We start from the raw sequence: 16,339 nt of genomic DNA, 5'->3' as shown, positions 1-16,339 counted from the left end.
AGACCGAGGTGGCTGTACGCCTGCGGGTGGTTGCCCAGGCCGCGCTCGGCGAGCGGGTCGTACTGCTCGGGGCCCTGCGCCGCCGCGACCCCGGGTCCACGCCATGGATCAGACCGGGGCTCCGGCGGGCGTGGTCTCCTTCTCGTCGGGGCGGGACGCCGCCTCGTCGTCGTGCTCGTCGACCATGGTGGCCTCGTCGAACGGGTCGTTGCCGCTCAGCACCGCGGTCGCCCGCTCCCGGTCGAACTCGCCGGTCCAGGTTCCCACCAGTACCGTCGCCACCGCGTTGCCGGCGAAGTTGGTCAGCGCCCGAGCCTCCGACATGAACCGGTCGATGCCGACGATCAGCCCGACCCCGTCGACGAGGTCCGGGCGGTGCGACTGGAGGCCGCCAGCGAGGGTGGCCAGCCCGGCGCCGGTGACACCGGCGGCACCCTTCGACGCGATGATCATGAACAGCAGCAGCGAGATCTGCTCGCCGATGGCCAACGGCTTGCCCAGCGCGTCGGCGATGAACAGCGACGCCATGGTCAGGTAGATCGCCGTACCGTCCAGGTTGAACGAGTAGCCGGTCGGCACCGTGATGCCGACGACCGGCTTGCTCACACCGAAGTGCTCCATCTTGGCGATCAGCCGCGGCAACGCCGACTCCGACGACGAGGTCGACAAAATCAGCAGGAACTCCCGGCCCAGGTAACGCAGCAGCGAGAAGATCGAGATCCGGGCCACGAACCACAGCAGCGCGCCCAGGAACACCAGCACGAAGATCAGACAGGTGGCGTAGAAGCCCACCATGATCTGGGCGAGGCTCTTGAGGGCGTCCACGCCGGTCGCGCCGACCACGGCGGCCATCGCGCCGAACGCGCCGATCGGCGCCAGCCACATGATCATGGCAAGGACCTTGAAGACGACCCGCTGGATGACGGTGATGGCGCTGAGCACCGGCTCACCCCGCCGGCCCATGGCCTGCACGGCGAAGCCGACCAGCAGGGCGACCAGCAGCGTCTGGAGCACCTTGCCCTCGGTGAGCGAGGAGAGCAGCGTCGTCGGGATGATCCCGAGCAGGAAGTCGGCCGTACCGGCGGCCTCGTCACCGGCGGCGGCCTTGCCGGAGCCGACCAGGTCCGGGCCGAGGTTCAGGCCCGAACCGGGGTGGATGACGTTGCCGACGACCAGGCCGATGGCGAGCGCGACCGTCGACATGGTCAGGAAGTAGCCGAGGGCCAGGCCGCCGACCTTGCCGACCTTCGCGGCCTGCCGTACGGAGCCGACGCCGAGCACGATGGTGCAGAAGATGACCGGGCTGATCATCATCTTGATCAGGTTGACGAAGCCGGTGCCGATCGGCTTGAGTTCCTTGCCGAAATCGGGGGCGACCAGGCCGACCACGATGCCGGCGACCACGGCCACGATGACGGCCAGATACAGGTAACGGGTTCGGTCCCGGCGGACCGCCGGTGCCGGGGTGGTGGCGGATGCGGTGGTGTCCATGTCGACAATGTGAAGCGCGTCTCACCCGTTGACAGCCTTGCGGTCATTCTGTTCACCGCGTCGGCGGAACCGGTGGCGCGACGAGGAGGGTGGTGGAGGTGGCCCGACGCCAGTGGAGCATCGCCGGGCAACTCTTCGCCCTCCAGGCGATGGTGGTGACGCTGCTCGTGCTGGCCGGCGCGGCGGGCGCCGTCTGGCTGGCCCGCAGCGACTCCCGCCAGGCCGCGCAGGAGGAGGTGCTCGCGGTGGCGCAGACCGTGGCCGGCTCCCCCGACGTCCGCGAGGCCCTCACGACCGTCGACCCCGCGAAGGTCCTCCAGCCGTACGCCGAATCGACAAGGAAGGCCACGGGCACCGACTTCGTGGTGGTGATGGCCCCCGACCGCACCCGTTTCTCGCACCCGACCAAGGACCGGATCGGCGAGCCGTTCGTCGGCGAGATCGGGCCCGCTCTGGCGGGCCGCCCGTTCACCACCACCAACGTCGGGACGCTCGGCGAGTCGGTGCGCGCGGTCGTTCCGGTGTACGACGAGCAGCGACGCCTCGTCGGTCTGGTCTCGGTGGGCATCACCACCCGCGCCATCGACAAGAAGCTGCTCGGCCAGTTGCCGGTGCTGTTCGGTGTGGTCGCGCCGGCTCTGGCCCTCGCCGCGACGGGCTCCTGGCTGCTCAGCCGCCGGCTCCGCCGCCAGACGCACGGTCTGGGGCCGGCCCAGATGACGCGGATGTACGAGTACTACGACGCCGTTCTGCACTCGGTGCGGGAAGGTCTCGTCGTGCTCACCACCGATCGTCGGGTGGCGCTCGTCAACGACGAGGGCCGCCGGCTGCTGGGGCTCGACGCGGACGCGCCAGTCATCGACCAGCCGGTGGCCGGGATCGACCTGCCGCCCGCGGCGGCCGAGCTGCTCGACTCCGGCCGCGACGCCCGCGACGAGCCGATCGTCGCCGGTGACCGGGTGCTCGTCGCCAACCAGCGGACCACCCGCTTCGAGGGCGCGGTGCTCGGCACCGTGCTGACCCTGCGCGACCAGACCGAGCTGCGCACCCTGGCCAGCGAGCTGGATTCGGTGCGCGCGCTGACCGAGGCGTTGCAGGCGCAGACCCACGAGTCGGCCAACCGGCTGCACACCGTGCTGACGCTGGTGGAGCTGGGTCGCGCCGACGAGGCCGTCCGGCTCGGCACCCGGGACCTGGCCCTCGCCCAACAGTTGACCGACCGGGTGGTCGGCGCGGTGACCGAGCCGGCGTTGGCGGCGCTGTTGCTCGGCAAGTCCGCACAGGCCGGCGAGCGCGGAGTGGATCTGGTCATCGAACCGGACTGCCGCCTCGACGACAGCCCGCTGCCGACCGGAGATCTCCTCACCGTTGTCGGCAACCTGGTCGACAACGCCCTGGAGGCGGTGGCCGGAACCCCGGCGCCGCGCCGGGTGCGGGTCTTCGTCGGCGCGACCGACGACGAGCTGGTGGTCCGGGTAGCCGACAGCGGCCCCGGCCTGGCACCTGAGCGGGTCGCCGACGCGTTCCGGCGCGGCTGGTCCACCAAGAGCACCGGCCGGGGTCTCGGCCTGGCGCTGGTCGGCCAGGTGGTACGCCGGCACGGCGGTAGCGCCGAGGTGGGTCGCTCCGACGACGGCGGCAGCCTGTTCACCGTTCGGCTGCCGGGCAGGATAGGGCGGTCATGAGCGCCATCCGGGTACTGGTCGTCGAGGACGAGCCGCTGCTGGCGGAGGCGCACAGCGCGTACACCGAACGGGTTCCCGGTTTCGTGGTGGTCGGGGTGGCGCACACCGCGCGGGCGGCGATGGCGGCCCTGCGCGCGGGCGGCGGCGGCGACGTGGACCTCGTACTCCTGGATTTTCGGCTGCCCGACCTGCACGGCCTGGACGTCTGCCGGGCGCTGCGGGCGGCCGGCAGCAGCGTCGACGTGCTCGCGGTGACGTCCGCGCGGGACCTGGCGGTGGTGCGCACCGCGGTGTCCCTCGGTGTGACCCACTACCTGCTCAAGCCGTTCACGTTCGCCGCGTTCCGCGACAAGCTGGAGCGGTACGCCGACTACCGCGCCCAGGCGCTCGCCGACGGCGAGGTCGCCGCCCAGCACGAGGTGGACCAGATGTTCGCCACCCTGCGCGGCACCGCCGGGCACAGCCTGCCCAAGGGGCTCGACGCGCAGACCCTCGATCGGGTACGCGCCGCGCTCACCGACGGCACCCGCGCGGAGGTCGGGCTGTCCGCGACCGAGGTGAGCGCGCTGACCGGCATCTCCCGGGTAACGGCCCGCCGCTATCTGGAGTACCTGGTCACGGTGGACCGGGCCGCCCGCACCCCCCGCTACGGCACCCCCGGCCGCCCCGAGGTCGAGTACCGACCCCGTTGAGCAATCCGTCGATCTTGCACTTTCTGTCGGGACCATTGACCGCAACAGCGACATTTCGGCAACAGTAAGTGCAAGATCGACGGTCGAAAGAGGGCCGCCCTGGAACAGTGCCGCGCAGGTCAGGCGATCTGACGAAGGTCGTCGCCGTAGTCGAAGATGATCCGCATCCGGGCGCCGAGTGCTCGGGCGTATCGGCTCAGCGTCGCGACCTCGTTGGCCTCCAGGTCACCATTCTCGATCTGGCTGACCCGGCCGGGCGTGACACCCATCAGGTCGGCCACCTGCCGCTGGGTCAGGCCCAACCGCTTCCGCTCCTCGGCAAGGTGAAACGCGCTGATCCACGCCTCGGTACGAGCACGCTCGGCGTCGAGCGCTTCATCGTCCCCGTCATGCAGCTCAGCCCGGATGTCGTTCCAGTCATGGAAGTCGCCCATCAGCCCTCCCTCCGTTTCCTCTCGAAGGCAAGCCAGCCCTCATACGCAATCTCAGCCGCTGGAATCGCCTTGCCGTACCACCGACCCCAATCCCCTGCCTTATTGCCGGCCACCAGCAGCACGGCCTGGGACCATGGATCGAAGACGAACAGCACGCGAACGGCGACGTCTCTTCCGGATCGCGGTCGAAGCTCCTTGAGGTTGCTGATGGTCGAACCCCTGAGAGTGTCGACCAGCGGACGCCCCAGGCCCGGACCGGTGTCCGCAAGCATGTCGATCGCTACGTTGACGGACCGGTACGTTGCCGGGTCGGCTTCTCGCAGGGACCGCAACCAGTCGCGGACATCCGTTGTCGTCTTGATCGCCCAGCGACGTGGCGCTCATGAGACATGGACTAACTATAGTCTGGCCTAAACACGGAGCGCTGCACTCTATTGCGGTGGCGCACTGAAGATCCGTTGTTAGACTCGGCGGAGTTGGGCTAGTGACACGACCAGGGAGACCAGACATGGCGGGTGACGACGACATCTCCGGGTGAGACCGGATGTGTTCGGCCATCGGTTCGGCGCGTTCGGCGCAGCCGCCGGGGTCATGTCGTCGTTCCACCGGTTCCCGTTGTCGTCGGGCGGCTGAAGCGCGCCCACCCCACCCTTTGAGGTCACTCGCATGTCTGATGCGTTCATCGTCTGCTCGAACCTTTCCTTCTCCTGGCCGGATGACACCCCGGTCTTCTCGGAGCTGTCCTTCACCGTCCCGGGCGGTCGTACCGGCCTGGTCGCGCCCAACGGCGCCGGAAAGAGCACCCTGCTGCGGCTGATCGCCGGGGAGTTGCCGCCCAGCGGCGGCAGCGTCACCGTCGACGGTGTGCTCGGCTACCTCCCGCAGACGTTGCCGCTGGTCGGCGACCTGAGCGTGGCGCAGGTGCTGGGCGTCGCCGAGCGGATCGCCGCGCTGCACGCCATCGAGGCCGGCGACGCCGCCGAGGAGCACTTCGCCACCATCGGCGACGACTGGGACATCGAGGAGCGCACCCGCTCGGAGCTGGACCGCCTCGGCCTGGGTGAGCTGTCGCTCGACCGCCGGCTGCACACCCTCAGCGGCGGCCAGGTGGTCTCCCTCGGTCTGGCGGCGCAACTGCTGCGCCGCCCGGACGTGCTGCTGCTCGACGAGCCGACGAACAACCTGGACCTGGAGGCCCGGCACAAGCTCTACGACGTCCTCACCGAGTGGTCCGGGTGCCTGCTGCTGGTCAGCCACGACCGGGAACTGCTGGACCGGATGGACCGCATCGCCGAGCTGGACCAGGGCGAGATCCGTTGGTACGGGGGCAACTTCACCGCGTACACGGAGGCGGTGCAGGCGGCGCGGGAGGTGGCCGAGAGCAACCTGCGCAACGCCGAGCAGGAGGTGAAGCGGGAGAAGCGGGAGATGCAGCAGGCCCGCGAACGGGCCGACCGGCGGGCCAGCAACGCCTCGAAGAACCTGAAGAACGCCGGCCTGGCCCGGATCGTCGCCGGTGGGCTCAAGCGCAGCGCACAGGAGTCGGCGGGCAAGGCGCAGGAGACGCACTCGTCCCGACTCGGTCAGGCCAAGGCCCGACTCGACGAGGCGGGCCGGGCGGTACGCGACGAGGACCGGATCGTCGTGGACCTGCCGGACACCACAGTCCCGGGCGGGCGCACCGTCTTCTCCGGCCAGGGGATGCGGGCCCACTTCGACGACCGGGAGTTGTTCGGCGGCGACGGCGCCGACCTGGTGATCCGGGGGCCGGAACGGATCGCGCTGACCGGGGCGAACGGCGTCGGCAAATCGACCCTGCTGCGCCTGGTCAACGGTGACCTGCAACCGTCCGGCGGTGAGCTCAAGCGCGGCGAGGGACGGATCGCGTACCTGTCGCAGCGGCTGGACCTGCTGGACCTCGACCGCACGGTGGCGGAGAACTTCGCCGCGTACGCGCCGAGCCTGCCGGACGCCAAGCGGATGAACCTGCTCGCCCGGTTCCTGTTCCGGGGCGCCCGGGTCAACCTGCCGGTCGGGGTGCTCTCCGGCGGTGAACGGCTGCGCGCCACCCTCGCCTGTGTGCTCTGCGCCGAGCCGGCGCCGCAACTGCTGCTGCTCGACGAGCCGACAAACAACCTGGACCTGGTCAGCGTGGGTCAGCTGGAGAGCGCGCTGTCGGCGTACCAGGGGGCGTTCGTGGTGGTCAGCCACGACGAACGGTTCCTCGCCGAGATCGGCGTGCAGCGTTGGTTGCGGTTGGCCGACGGCCAACTGCGGGAGATCAGCGCCCCCGAACGGGTCTGAGCCCGGCGGTCCGGCCGGCGCAGGCCGGCCGGACCGATGCGGCTCAGCTCACGTTGGCCGGGCCGAGGACGCTCTTCAGGTCACCCATCAGCGCGGTCGTCGCCGCCACCCGGAACGGACCCAGCCGCAGGGTGGTGGTGCGCCCGCCGTTCTGGAGTTTGACGTGCACCTCGGTGTCGCCGGGGTGCAGCACCAGGGTTTCCTTGAGCTTCTCCACCAGCGGAGGTGTGCAGCGGTGCACCGGGATGGTGAGGGTGACCGGCTTGTTCGTGGCGCTGGTGCTGACGTCCGGCATGGACATGTCCATCGCCATGATCCGTGGGGTGTCGTCGCGGCGGTCCACCCGACCCTTGACCACCACGATGGCATCCTCGGCGATGTACTGCCCGATCACCTCGTAGGTGTTGGGGAAGAACAGCGCCTCCACCCCACCGGCCAGGTCCTCCAGGGTGGCCGACGCCCAGGCACGACCCTGCTTGGTGACCCGGCGCTGCACCCCGGAGAGGATGCCGGCGAGGGTGACGACCGCCCCGTCGGGCACCCCGCCCTCCTCGGCCAGGGAGGCGATTGTGGTGTCGGCTGCCGCGTTGAGGATGTGCTCCAGACCGAACAGTGGGTGGTCGGAGACGTACAGGCCGAGCATCTCCCGCTCGAAGGCCAGCTTGTCGCGCTTGTCCCACTCGCTGTCGCCGATGGTCGGCATCACAGTGGTGCTGCCGGTGTCGGCGTCACCGAACCCGGCGCCGAACAGGTCGTACTGGCCGACGGCCTCCTTGCGCTTGACGTCGGCGTACGCGTCGATCGCGTCGGCGTGCACCGCGAGCAGGCCCTTGCGGGGATGGTCGAGGGAGTCGAACGCACCCGCCTTGATCAGCGATTCGATCGTCTTCTTGTTGCAGACCACCGCGTCCACCTTGGACAGGAAGTCGTAGAAGTCGGCGTATTCGCCCTTCTCTTCCCGGCAGCGCATGATCGAGGCGACCACGTTCGCCCCGACGTTGCGGACGGCGGCCAGGCCGAAGCGGATGTCCTTGCCGACCGGGGTGAACGGCCCGGCCGAGGTGTTCACGTCCGGCGGCAGCACCTGGATGCGCATCCGGCGACACTCGGCCAGGTAGAGCGCCATCTTGTCCTTGTCGTCGCCGACGCTGGTCAGCAACCCGGCCATGTACTCGGCCGGGTAGTGCGCCTTGAGGTACGCGGTCCAGTAGGAGACCAGGCCGTACGCGGCGGAGTGCGCCTTGTTGAAGGCGTACCCGGCGAACGGCACCAGGACGTCCCACACCGCCTGGATCGCCTCGTCGGAGTAGCCGCGCTCGCGGCAGCCGTCCCGGAACGGGATGAACTCCTTGTCGAGGATCTCCTTTTTCTTCTTACCCATGGCCCGGCGCAGCAGGTCCGCCTGACCGAGGGTGTAGCCGGCGAGGATCTGCGCGGCGCGCTGCACCTGCTCCTGGTAGACGATCAGGCCGTGGGTGGGCGCCAGGATCTCCCGCAGCGGCTCCTCCAGCTCCGGGTGGATCGGCGTGATCTCCTGGAGGCCGTTCTTGCGCAGCGCGTAGTTGGTGTGCGAGTCGACGCCCATCGGGCCGGGTCGGTACAGGGCCAGGACGGCGGAGATGTCCTCGAAGTTGTCCGGCTTCATCAACCGCAGCAGTGACCGCATCGGCCCGCCGTCGAGCTGGAACACGCCCAGGGTGTCGCCGCGGGCCAGCAGTTCGTACGCGGCCTTGTCGTCCAGCGGCAGGCCCAGCAGGTCGAGCTTGCGGCCGTGGTTCAGCTCGATGTTCTTGACCGCGTCGTCGATGATCGTCAGGTTGCGCAGGCCGAGGAAGTCCATCTTCAGCAGCCCGAGCGACTCGCAGGTCGGGTAGTCGAACTGCGTGATGATCGCCCCGTCGGCGTCGCGGCGCGTCAACGGGATGTGCTCGATGATCGGCTCGGCGGACATGATGACGCCGGCGGCGTGCACGCCGGTCTGCCGGATCAGCCCCTCGATGCCCTTGGCCGTGTCGATCACCTTGCGGACGTCCGGGTCGGAGTCGTACAGGCCGCGGATCTCGCCCGCCTCGGCGTAGCGGGGGTGCTTGTTGTCGAAGATGCCGGTGAGCGGGATGTCCTTGCCCATCACCGCCGGTGGCATCGCCTTGGTGATCCGGTCGCCGACCGCGTACGGAAAACCGAGGACCCGAGCCGAGTCCTTGATCGCGGCCTTCGCCTTGATCGTGCCGAAGGTGGCGATCTGGGCGACCTTGTCCTCGCCCCACTTGTCGGTGACGTACTTGATCACCTCACCGCGCCGACGCTCGTCGAAGTCGATGTCGACATCCGGCATCGAGACCCGCTCGGGGTTGAGGAACCGCTCGAAGATCAGGCCGTGCTGGATCGGGTCCAGGTCGGTGATGCCCAGCGCGTACGCGACGAGCGACCCGGCGGCCGAGCCACGACCCGGCCCCACGGCGATGCCCTGGTTCTTCGCCCACTGGATGAAGTCGGCGACCACCAGGAAGTAGGACGGGAAGCCCATCTGGTTGATGACGCCCAGCTCGTACTCCGCCTGGACGACGTGCCCCTCGGGGATGCCGTTCGGGTAGCGGCGGCCCAGGCCGGCGAAGGTCTCCTTGCGGAACCAGGACTCCTCGGTCTCCCCCTCGGGCACCGGGAAGCGCGGCATCAGGTTGTGGAACTCGAACATGCCCTTCGGGTCGACCTTCTCGGCGACCAGCAGGGTGTTGCGGCAGCCCTCCTGCCACAGCTCGGACGAGTCCACAGCGCGCATCTGGTCGGCGCTCTTGATGAAGTAGCCGCCACCCTCGAACCGGAACCGGTTGGGGTCGTCGATGTTGCTGCCGGTCTGCACGCAGAGCAGCACGTCGTGGGCGGTGGCCTGCGCCTCGTGGGTGTAGTGGGAGTCGTTCGTGACCACCGGCGGGATGTCCAGCTTGCGGGCGATCTCGGTGAGCCCTTCACGGACCCGGCTCTCGATGGAGAGGCCGTGATCCATGATCTCCAGGAAGTAGTTGTCCTTGCCGAAGATGTCCTGGTAGCTGGCGGCGACCTTGAGTGCCTCGTCGAACTGGCCCAGCCGCAGGCGGGTCTGCACCGCGCCGGACGGGCAGCCGGTGGTGGCCATGATCCCCTCGGCGTGCTCGGCGATCAGCTCCATGTCCATCCGGGGCCACTTGACGTAGTGCCCCTCCATCGAGGCGCGCGAGTTGAGGGTGAAGAGGTTCTTCAGGCCCTGCGCGTTCTTCGCCCACATGGTCTTGTGGGTGATCGCGCCGTTACCGGAGATGTCGTCGCTCTTCTGCTCCGGGCGACCCCACTTGACCCGCGCCTTGTGGTAGCGCGACTCCGGCGCCACGTACGCCTCGACGCCCAGGATCGGGGTCACCCCGGCGGCCATCGCCTGGTTGTAGAAGTCGTTCGCGCCGTGCATGTTGCCGTGGTCGGTGATCGCCACAGCGGACATGCCCAGCCGCTTGGCCTCGGCGAACAGGTCCTTCAGTCGGGCCGCTCCGTCGAGCATCGAGTACTCGGTGTGCACGTGCAGATGCGCGAACGAATCAGCCATGCGTGGCGCCCCCCGGCGGTGTGGATCTTGTTGGTCGGAGCCGACCGGGACCTACCCTACCGAGGTGATCTCGGAGGCTCCACCGTCCGCGCCGAGGGTGGCCCTCGTCTCCTGATCCTCCCCGCGTGCGCCTAGTCTCGGAGGATGGCGAGGTACTACGACGTGCACCCGGAGAACCCGCAGCCCCGGGTCATCGGCCAGGTCGCCGACCTGATCCGCGGTGGTGGGCTGGTCGCCTATCCGACGGACTCCTGCTACGCGCTCGGCACCCAACTGGGCAACCAGGACGGGCTGGACCGGATCCGGCAGATCCGGCACCTCGACGACCGGCACCACTTCACGCTGGTCTGCCACGACTTCGCGCAGCTCGGTCAGTTCGTCCAGATCAGCAACGCGGTCTTCCGCCTGGTGAAGGCGTCCACCCCGGGCAGCTACACCTTCATCCTGCCGGCCACCCGTGAGGTGCCCCGCCGGATGCTGCACCCGAAGAAGCGGACCGTTGGCGTGCGGGTCCCCCGGCACACCGTCACCCAGGCGCTGCTGGCCGAGTTGGCCGAACCGCTGGTGTCCAGCACCCTGGTCCTGCCCGGCGACGACGAGCCGATGACCCAGGGCTGGGAAATCAAGGAACGGCTCGACCACCAGCTCGACGCGGTGCTCGACGCGGGCGACTGCGGCAGCGAGCCGACGAGCGTGATCGACCTGTCCGGGCCCGAGCCGGAGGTCCTGCGCCGGGGAGCCGGGGACGTGTCCCGCTTCGAGTAGGGCGCCGGTTCGCGTCGGGTGCCGGACGCTACGGGGCCGCTGCGGCGTCACCGGTCGTACGCTCGGGGATCGGCACCGGCGAGCATTGGACACCCGGCATGCCCGACGCGGACGACATCGACGTCCTGGCCCGGTCCGCCGCGCACGGCGACCCGGCCGCCCTGGACGCCCTGCTGCTCGCGGTACGCCCCGAGGTGCTGCGGCTGTGCGCCCGGTTCCTGCCCAACCGGGAGGACGCCGAGGAAGCCTGCCAGGACACCCTCCTGGCCCTGGCCAACGGCATCACCCGGTTCGAGGCACGCTCCTCGTTCCGTACCTGGCTGCACCGGCTCGCCGCCAACCGGGCTCGCTCGACGTACCGCACACTGCGCCGCCGCTGGCGGTTGGAGGCCGGCGGCGTGCCGCTGCCCGACCGGCCCGACCCCCGACGGACGAGCGTGGTCGCCGGGACCCGCCTCGACCTGCTCGACGCCTTCGACGCCGTCCGCCCCGACCTCGCCGAGGTGGTGGCCCTGCGCGACGTTCTCGGGCTGAGCTATCCCGAGATCGCCGAACTGCTCGACGTGCCGGTGGGCACTGTGAAGTCCCGGTTGCACCTGGCCCGCCACCAGGTCCGGCAACGGCTCGGCGCGGAATGAGCCGCGCGCCGTTCGGCCGGTTCGTCGTCGTCCTCGCGGCCGCCGTGGGGGTTGCCGCGTGCGGCGCCGACGCCGTCTCGCCCCTGCCCGTCCAACCGCCCGGCCCGACCCGTTCGACACCGTCCCCCTCCGCGATCTCCACGATCTCCGCGAGCCTCGCGCCCACCGGGTCGCCGTCGCGACCGACGTTGACCAGCGCGCGGCCGGCCGCGCCACCGCCCGCACCCACCAGGCCCAGGGGTACGCCCCGAACGACTCCCCCGCCGGCCGACGCGACGCCGGCCTGTCAGGGCGCGGTCCGCTATGACCTGCCGCTCGCCGACACCGAGATCGAGCTGCTGGAATCGCTCTGCTTCGCCACCGGTGCGGTGCTGCGCATCCAGGGCATCGGGCCGGGGCTGGTCACCGTGGACCGCCCGGAGTTGGTCTCCGTGCAGTACGAGGCGGGCGTGGTGGACGTCCGCTTCGTCCGCCCCGGCACGGTTGCCGTGACGATCCCCAAGGACGGCCGGGAGCACACCGTCACCGTGGTGGTCCGCTAGGTCCTGTCTCCCGGGTCATGAATCTCGTTCGTTAGACGGCGCACGCCGGCTGCCCGCCGGTCACCGGTCGGCGGTCGGCGCCGTCTGCGCTTGTTCGACCTGATGGATGAGTTGCTTGAGGTGGGCGATCTCATCGCGCAGGGCTGCCTGACCAGCAGCGGTGAGAGTCACCCAGGTGCGTGGGCGCTTGCCCTCGTAGCCCTTCTCGATCTCAATCAGCTCGGCCTTCTCCAGGACGGTCAGGTGCTGCCCGAGGTTGCCCGCGGTCAACTGCAGGGTGGTGCGCAGGAAGCCGAACTCGACCTGGCGGGCCTGGTGCGCGATGGCCAGGATGCCCAATCGGACGCGCTGGTGGACCACGTCGTCGAGGCCGTTGGTGGGATGGTCGGTCATCGCCCCGGAACCTCGGTGGTCGGCCGGATCAGGGCGAAGGCGGCACTGCCGAGCAGCAGCAGCGCCGCCGGGACGAGCAGGTACGGCAGGAAGAACCACGGTGACGTCGAGTGGATGACCTGGCCGCCCTGCACCATCACGATCGCCAGGTAGACGAGGCTGTACGCCAGCAGCGCCCAGTTGCGTTCGACCCACGCGAGCACCAGCAGCGCCAGCGCGATGACCGCTATGGGACTGGCCAGCCCGTTGATGAGCCACGCCGCCGGCCCGACCTCGATCTCGACCGGGTCGGTGGAGAAGGGGTCGGCGGGGACGGGGATGAGCGGGTGGAACGTCAGCCAGATCGACACGGCTGCCATCAGAACGGCCAACGCGACACCGACGACGACGTAGGGGCGGATCGGGGTGCCCACGCCACGCCGTCGGGACTGCCTGAGGTAGAAGCCTGCGATCCCCGCGTAGGCGAGCACCAGCGCGACCGTCCAGTACCCGAGCTGCGCGGGGTTGGGAGCCATGCAGACCGTGTGCTGCGGGCGGGATCGGCAGGTGTCGAACAGGTCGAGGTAGGGGGCGTACCGGTAGACGGGTATCGCGACCAGGGTGATCACCGCGAAGACCAGCAGTGGAAACCAGGTGCCGCGCTGGGCGACACGGACCTGACGTGTCAGGTCGCGCACGGTCGCCAACAGCTCGTGAGGCCCGTCCGCCTGGGAAGCGGATTCGTGTGTCATGCAGTCAGCTTTGCATTACAGACCTATCCGCGCAAGAGAGTCTGGCCGCATTTCGCGGTCCGTACCGCGACGGGAGATCAGGCACGGCCGCGCCTCGAGCGGCCAGGTTTCCGTTTCGCTCGGTACCGGGGCCGGAGGTACTCGATGGCGGCGACCCCCAGCAGCACCAGACCGGCGGCGACGCTCACCGCCAGACCGGGCAGGTGCGGCGCGACCGGGGCAAGAGCGATCGTCACGACGACACCGACGACGTGGGACAACGGCAACCGCTCGTAGACCTCGTACTCGAGCACCGCCCGACCACACAGCACCAGCCCGGCACCGCCCAGGATGAGCGCGATCATCGGGGCGCCTGGCCGCTCGGTGGGCTGCTCGATGATCCGTTCGACACCGGCTGCCGTACCGACCACCCCGGCGATCATCAGCCAGTGGGCGTACGGGTTGGTCTGCACCAGCCGGGCCGGGTGGGGCGACGACTCGATGGCGGCGCGGAGGGTCGCGCCAGCTCCCCGGGCGTAGCTCCACCAGAGCACCGCGGCCGTGAGGAACGCAGTGCCGAAGGCTGCCACCCGATCCGTGGTGAAGGGTTGGTGGCCCAGGCTGAGGACGCTGACCAGGATCAGCTCACCCAGGGACAGGATGTAGATCTGCTGGTAGCGCTCGGCGAGGTGCTCGGGCACCACCTGATAGCGCGGCAGAGACGCCCGACCGGGAAGCGGAAAACGCAGACCGTACGCGGTGTAGTCGACGGTCAGCGCGGCCAGCCACAGCGCCAGCCGCCAGCCGGGATCGGCCACCAGACCGCCGACCACCCAGAGGGTCCCCGAACCGACGTCCCAGATCAGGGCGCGTACCGGACGCTCCTGCTCCGGCCGCCCCCGCAGGGACCAGGCGAGCACCAGCCCTCGGACCAGGAAGATCGCGACCCAGGTACCGCTGAAGACCAACCCGTGGTCACCGAACGCCGTCGGCAGCGCGGCGGCCATCAGCATCAGGCCGAACATGGTGCCCAGGATCAACAGTGGGAGCGGCTGCTTCCGGGGGCCGTAGCTGTCGGTGATCAACGTGGTGGTCACCCACACCGCGAACAGTGTCGACAGCAGGAGCAGCGCCTGGGCGATACCGATCCAGCTCTGGTCGGCGGCCATCTTCCTCGAGGTCATCGCCAGACCGGCGACCAGGGCGAGGTCGAAGAACAGTTCCAGCAGATCCGTACGCGGTGACCCGTTCGACGTGCGGATCTGCGCCCGACGCGTGCCGCCGCTCACCGGCTCGCGCTCCTGAGCCACTGTGACAGCTTCACACCAGGAGGGCCGCCGCCGGGCGCGTTCGGCCGCACCTACCGCAGGCGTACGCCGGCGAGCAGGGTGTCCACGAAGTCGGGTCCGCTTTCCGTGGGCGGGGCGATCTGCACGTACACCAGGGCGGGTCGGCCGGGGTGCAGGGCGGCCGACTCGATGATCTGCGGCCGACCCCGGTCGCAGCGGTACGCCACCACGGTCCACTCGACGCCGGCCTGTCGGGTGGCGCGGGCCGGCGCGGGCGTGCAGTCGCCGTGCGTGCGCTCGGCCAGGAACCCGGTGGGCGTGGCGCGGGCCGCCGTGCTGCCGGAGAGGCCCACGAACGCGCCAGGCAGGCGAGGGTCGGCGGCCCAGCGGCGGGGTTGCGGCGACATCACCAGAGCCGGTTCGGGTTCGCCGTCAGCACCGTACTGACCGGCCCAGGTGGCGCCCGCAGCGGACCAGCCAGCCGGCAGCGCCACGGTCAGCGGCCCGGTCGTATACGTGCCGCCGACCGGCCGAGCCGACCCGGCGCCCCCCGGCTCGGCGCCCACCGCACCCACCGCGGCGACGGCCACCATCGCGGCCCCGGCCAGCCGCAACCGGTACGGGCGGCTCGGCCGAGGTGAGGGCTCTCGCCGCGCCGAACCGGACGATGCGGCCGACCCCGCTGGACCGCTCGCGACGTTCGACGCGAGCGGCCGTCCCACCGGGGTGCTCGCGCGGGTCAACGCGGCGTACATGGTCGAGGCGTCGGGGTAGCGGTCGGCCGGGCGGTGGGCGGTGGCCCGGGCGAGCACCGCCGCGACCGCCGGAGGCACGTCGTCCCGAAGTCGGATCTCCGGGGAGCGCCGAGGCGGATCGGGCCTGGTCGGGTTCGCGCTCGACGGGTCGGCGGCCAGCAGGCGGATGCCGAGCCGGCCGAGCCCGTACACGTCGGCGCGGGTGTCGACCACCGCGCCCGGGTCGTCCTGCTCGGGGGCCATGTAGCCCGGGGTGCCGGCCCGGGCGGTCAGCCCGGAGGCGGCGGCGAGCGCCTTGGCGAGGCCGAGGTCGGCGATCAGCACCTGTTCCGCGCCACCGGGGCCGGCGGAGCGGAACAGGATGTTGCCCGGGGTGAGGTCACGGTGCACGACGCCGTGGCCGTGCAGCACGGCGACCCCGGCGCAGACCTCGCCGAGCAGCCGCAACGCCGTCGGCGCGGGGATCTCGCCGGCAGCAAGCCGGTCGCGCAGGCTGCCCCCGTCCGCCCAGGCCAGGACCGCGTACGGGCGGCCGTCGGGCAGCTCACCGACGGCGTGCACCCGGATCAGTCGCTCGTGCTCCAACCGCCGCAGCAACCGGGCCTCGTCGAGGAAGCGTTCCCGCACCCGCAGGTCATGGCTCCAGTTCTCGGCCAGCACCTTGATCGCCACGTGCGTGTCGAGCGCCCGGTCGTAGCCCAACCACACCGTCGCGAACGAACCGACGCCGAGCAGCCGCTCGATGGCGTAGGGCCCGATCCGCAGCGGAGCCGTCACCGTGTCACCTCCGGCCGGCGTTTCCCTGCACGGTAGACCGGGTCGAGCGTGAATCTGACGAACCGTTGGCGCTGGCGCGGTGACTAAGAGGGCAGGAGACCCATCACCGAAGGAGCCACCATGAACCGTCCCTCGATCCTCCTCACCACCGCCGCGTTGGCGCTCGGCACGCTCGCCCCCGCGACCGTCGCCGGCCCGGCGGCGGCCGGTACTTGTGGTGTTCCAGCTGCCGTCCATCGTCAGACCGTTCTGCATGACCAGCCGGGTGGAGCCGTTGTCGCGTCGGATTC

General features: G+C 70.3%; 14 protein-coding genes. 6 read left to right on the top strand and 8 right to left on the bottom strand.

The features are described from left to right. Positions 1-108: 108 nt before the first annotated feature. Positions 109-1,491, bottom strand: coding sequence for a cation:dicarboxylase symporter family transporter (locus tag ABZ749_RS10965; RefSeq protein ID WP_357225922.1), 1,383 nt, complete (start codon positions 1,489-1,491; stop codon positions 109-111). 92 nt (positions 1,492-1,583) lie between these two features. Here ABZ749_RS10965 and ABZ749_RS10960 point away from each other — a divergent pair, with 92 nt between their 5' ends. Together ABZ749_RS10960 and ABZ749_RS10955 are read left to right on the top strand one after the other, a co-directional pair. After that, positions 1,584-3,176 (top strand): sensor histidine kinase, encoded by a 1,593-nt coding sequence (locus ABZ749_RS10960; protein ID WP_357225919.1) that lies wholly within the window; start codon positions 1,584-1,586, stop codon positions 3,174-3,176. Beyond that, entirely contained in the window at positions 3,173-3,868 is a 696-nt protein-coding gene (locus ABZ749_RS10955) for a response regulator (RefSeq protein ID WP_357225914.1), read from the top strand. The genes ABZ749_RS10960 and ABZ749_RS10955 overlap by 4 nt, the downstream gene beginning before the upstream one ends. A 119-nt stretch (positions 3,869-3,987) precedes the next feature. Here ABZ749_RS10955 and ABZ749_RS10950 read toward each other — a convergent pair whose 3' ends face one another. Both ABZ749_RS10950 and ABZ749_RS10945 read right to left on the bottom strand, forming a co-directional pair. Further along, positions 3,988-4,302, bottom strand: a complete 315-nt coding sequence (locus ABZ749_RS10950; RefSeq protein WP_357225909.1) for a helix-turn-helix transcriptional regulator — start codon at positions 4,300-4,302, stop codon at positions 3,988-3,990. Further along, positions 4,302-4,664 (bottom strand): type II toxin-antitoxin system RelE/ParE family toxin, encoded by a 363-nt coding sequence (locus ABZ749_RS10945; RefSeq protein ID WP_357225926.1) that lies wholly within the window; start codon positions 4,662-4,664, stop codon positions 4,302-4,304. The genes ABZ749_RS10950 and ABZ749_RS10945 overlap by 1 nt, the downstream gene beginning before the upstream one ends. A gap of 304 nt (positions 4,665-4,968) precedes the next feature. Between ABZ749_RS10945 and abc-f the strand changes: the two genes are divergently transcribed. Further along, positions 4,969-6,606 carry a ribosomal protection-like ABC-F family protein gene (gene abc-f / locus ABZ749_RS10940; protein WP_357206788.1) on the top strand — a complete coding sequence of 546 codons (1,638 nt, stop codon included), beginning with the start codon at positions 4,969-4,971 and terminating at the stop codon, positions 6,604-6,606. Positions 6,607-6,649: 43 nt separating this feature from the next. Here abc-f and dnaE read toward each other — a convergent pair whose 3' ends face one another. Continuing rightward, a complete protein-coding gene (gene dnaE, locus ABZ749_RS10935; RefSeq protein WP_357225905.1) occupies positions 6,650-10,180 on the bottom strand; it encodes a DNA polymerase III subunit alpha in 3,531 nt (1,176 codons plus the stop codon). Between the two features lie 144 nt (positions 10,181-10,324). On the opposite strand from dnaE, the gene ABZ749_RS10930 reads away from it, so the two are divergent. From ABZ749_RS10930 to ABZ749_RS10920, 3 genes are all read left to right on the top strand, one after another. After that, complete coding sequence (locus tag ABZ749_RS10930) at positions 10,325-10,945, top strand: L-threonylcarbamoyladenylate synthase (RefSeq protein ID WP_355007286.1); 621 nt, start codon at positions 10,325-10,327, stop codon at positions 10,943-10,945. Between the two features lie 98 nt (positions 10,946-11,043). Further along, the gene (locus tag ABZ749_RS10925; protein ID WP_357225900.1) at positions 11,044-11,583 is read left to right on the top strand and encodes an RNA polymerase sigma factor; all 540 of its coding nucleotides are present in this window, start codon (positions 11,044-11,046) and stop codon (positions 11,581-11,583) included. Next, on the top strand, positions 11,580-12,125 hold the full coding sequence (locus ABZ749_RS10920) for a hypothetical protein (RefSeq protein WP_357225896.1): 546 nt from the start codon (positions 11,580-11,582) through the stop codon (positions 12,123-12,125). The genes ABZ749_RS10925 and ABZ749_RS10920 overlap by 4 nt, the downstream gene beginning before the upstream one ends. A gap of 60 nt (positions 12,126-12,185) precedes the next feature. Here ABZ749_RS10920 and ABZ749_RS10915 read toward each other — a convergent pair whose 3' ends face one another. The 4 genes from ABZ749_RS10915 to ABZ749_RS10900 all read right to left on the bottom strand — a co-directional run bounded on the left by ABZ749_RS10915 (position 12,186) and on the right by ABZ749_RS10900 (position 16,049). Continuing rightward, positions 12,186-12,518 carry a transcriptional regulator gene (locus ABZ749_RS10915; RefSeq protein ID WP_357225892.1) on the bottom strand — a complete coding sequence of 111 codons (333 nt, stop codon included), beginning with the start codon at positions 12,516-12,518 and terminating at the stop codon, positions 12,186-12,188. Beyond that, the gene (locus ABZ749_RS10910) at positions 12,515-13,249 is read right to left on the bottom strand and encodes a hypothetical protein (RefSeq protein ID WP_357225889.1); all 735 of its coding nucleotides are present in this window, start codon (positions 13,247-13,249) and stop codon (positions 12,515-12,517) included. The genes ABZ749_RS10915 and ABZ749_RS10910 overlap by 4 nt, the downstream gene beginning before the upstream one ends. A gap of 77 nt (positions 13,250-13,326) precedes the next feature. Continuing rightward, positions 13,327-14,538 (bottom strand): low temperature requirement protein A, encoded by a 1,212-nt coding sequence (locus tag ABZ749_RS10905; protein ID WP_357225886.1) that lies wholly within the window; start codon positions 14,536-14,538, stop codon positions 13,327-13,329. Between the two features lie 50 nt (positions 14,539-14,588). Then, positions 14,589-16,049 carry a protein kinase gene (locus ABZ749_RS10900; RefSeq protein ID WP_357225883.1) on the bottom strand — a complete coding sequence of 487 codons (1,461 nt, stop codon included), beginning with the start codon at positions 16,047-16,049 and terminating at the stop codon, positions 14,589-14,591. Positions 16,050-16,339: the final 290 nt, after the last annotated feature.

The sequence above is a fragment of the Micromonospora sp. NPDC047753 genome (assembly GCF_040642735.1).
Taxonomy (GTDB): domain Bacteria; phylum Actinomycetota; class Actinomycetes; order Mycobacteriales; family Micromonosporaceae; genus Micromonospora.
Note: the sequence above shows the minus strand (reverse complement) of the source record. Positions and strands in the feature narration are given on the sequence as shown.

Excerpts from the sequence above, each read along its gene's own strand:
- ABZ749_RS10950 (WP_357225909.1), bottom strand. The coding sequence starts at position 4,302 with ATGGGCGACTTCCATGACTGGAACGACATCCGGGCTGAGCTGCATGAC.
- ABZ749_RS10920 (WP_357225896.1), top strand. The coding sequence starts at position 11,580 with ATGAGCCGCGCGCCGTTCGGCCGGTTCGTCGTCGTCCTCGCGGCCGCC.
- ABZ749_RS10910 (WP_357225889.1), bottom strand. The coding sequence starts at position 13,249 with ATGACACACGAATCCGCTTCCCAGGCGGACGGGCCTCACGAGCTGTTG.
- ABZ749_RS10965 (WP_357225922.1), bottom strand. The coding sequence starts at position 1,491 with ATGGACACCACCGCATCCGCCACCACCCCGGCACCGGCGGTCCGCCGG.
- dnaE (WP_357225905.1), bottom strand. The coding sequence starts at position 10,180 with ATGGCTGATTCGTTCGCGCATCTGCACGTGCACACCGAGTACTCGATG.
- ABZ749_RS10930 (WP_355007286.1), top strand. The coding sequence starts at position 10,325 with ATGGCGAGGTACTACGACGTGCACCCGGAGAACCCGCAGCCCCGGGTC.
- ABZ749_RS10915 (WP_357225892.1), bottom strand. The coding sequence starts at position 12,518 with ATGACCGACCATCCCACCAACGGCCTCGACGACGTGGTCCACCAGCGC.
- abc-f (WP_357206788.1), top strand. The coding sequence starts at position 4,969 with ATGTCTGATGCGTTCATCGTCTGCTCGAACCTTTCCTTCTCCTGGCCG.
- ABZ749_RS10925 (WP_357225900.1), top strand. The coding sequence starts at position 11,044 with ATGCCCGACGCGGACGACATCGACGTCCTGGCCCGGTCCGCCGCGCAC.
- ABZ749_RS10955 (WP_357225914.1), top strand. The coding sequence starts at position 3,173 with ATGAGCGCCATCCGGGTACTGGTCGTCGAGGACGAGCCGCTGCTGGCG.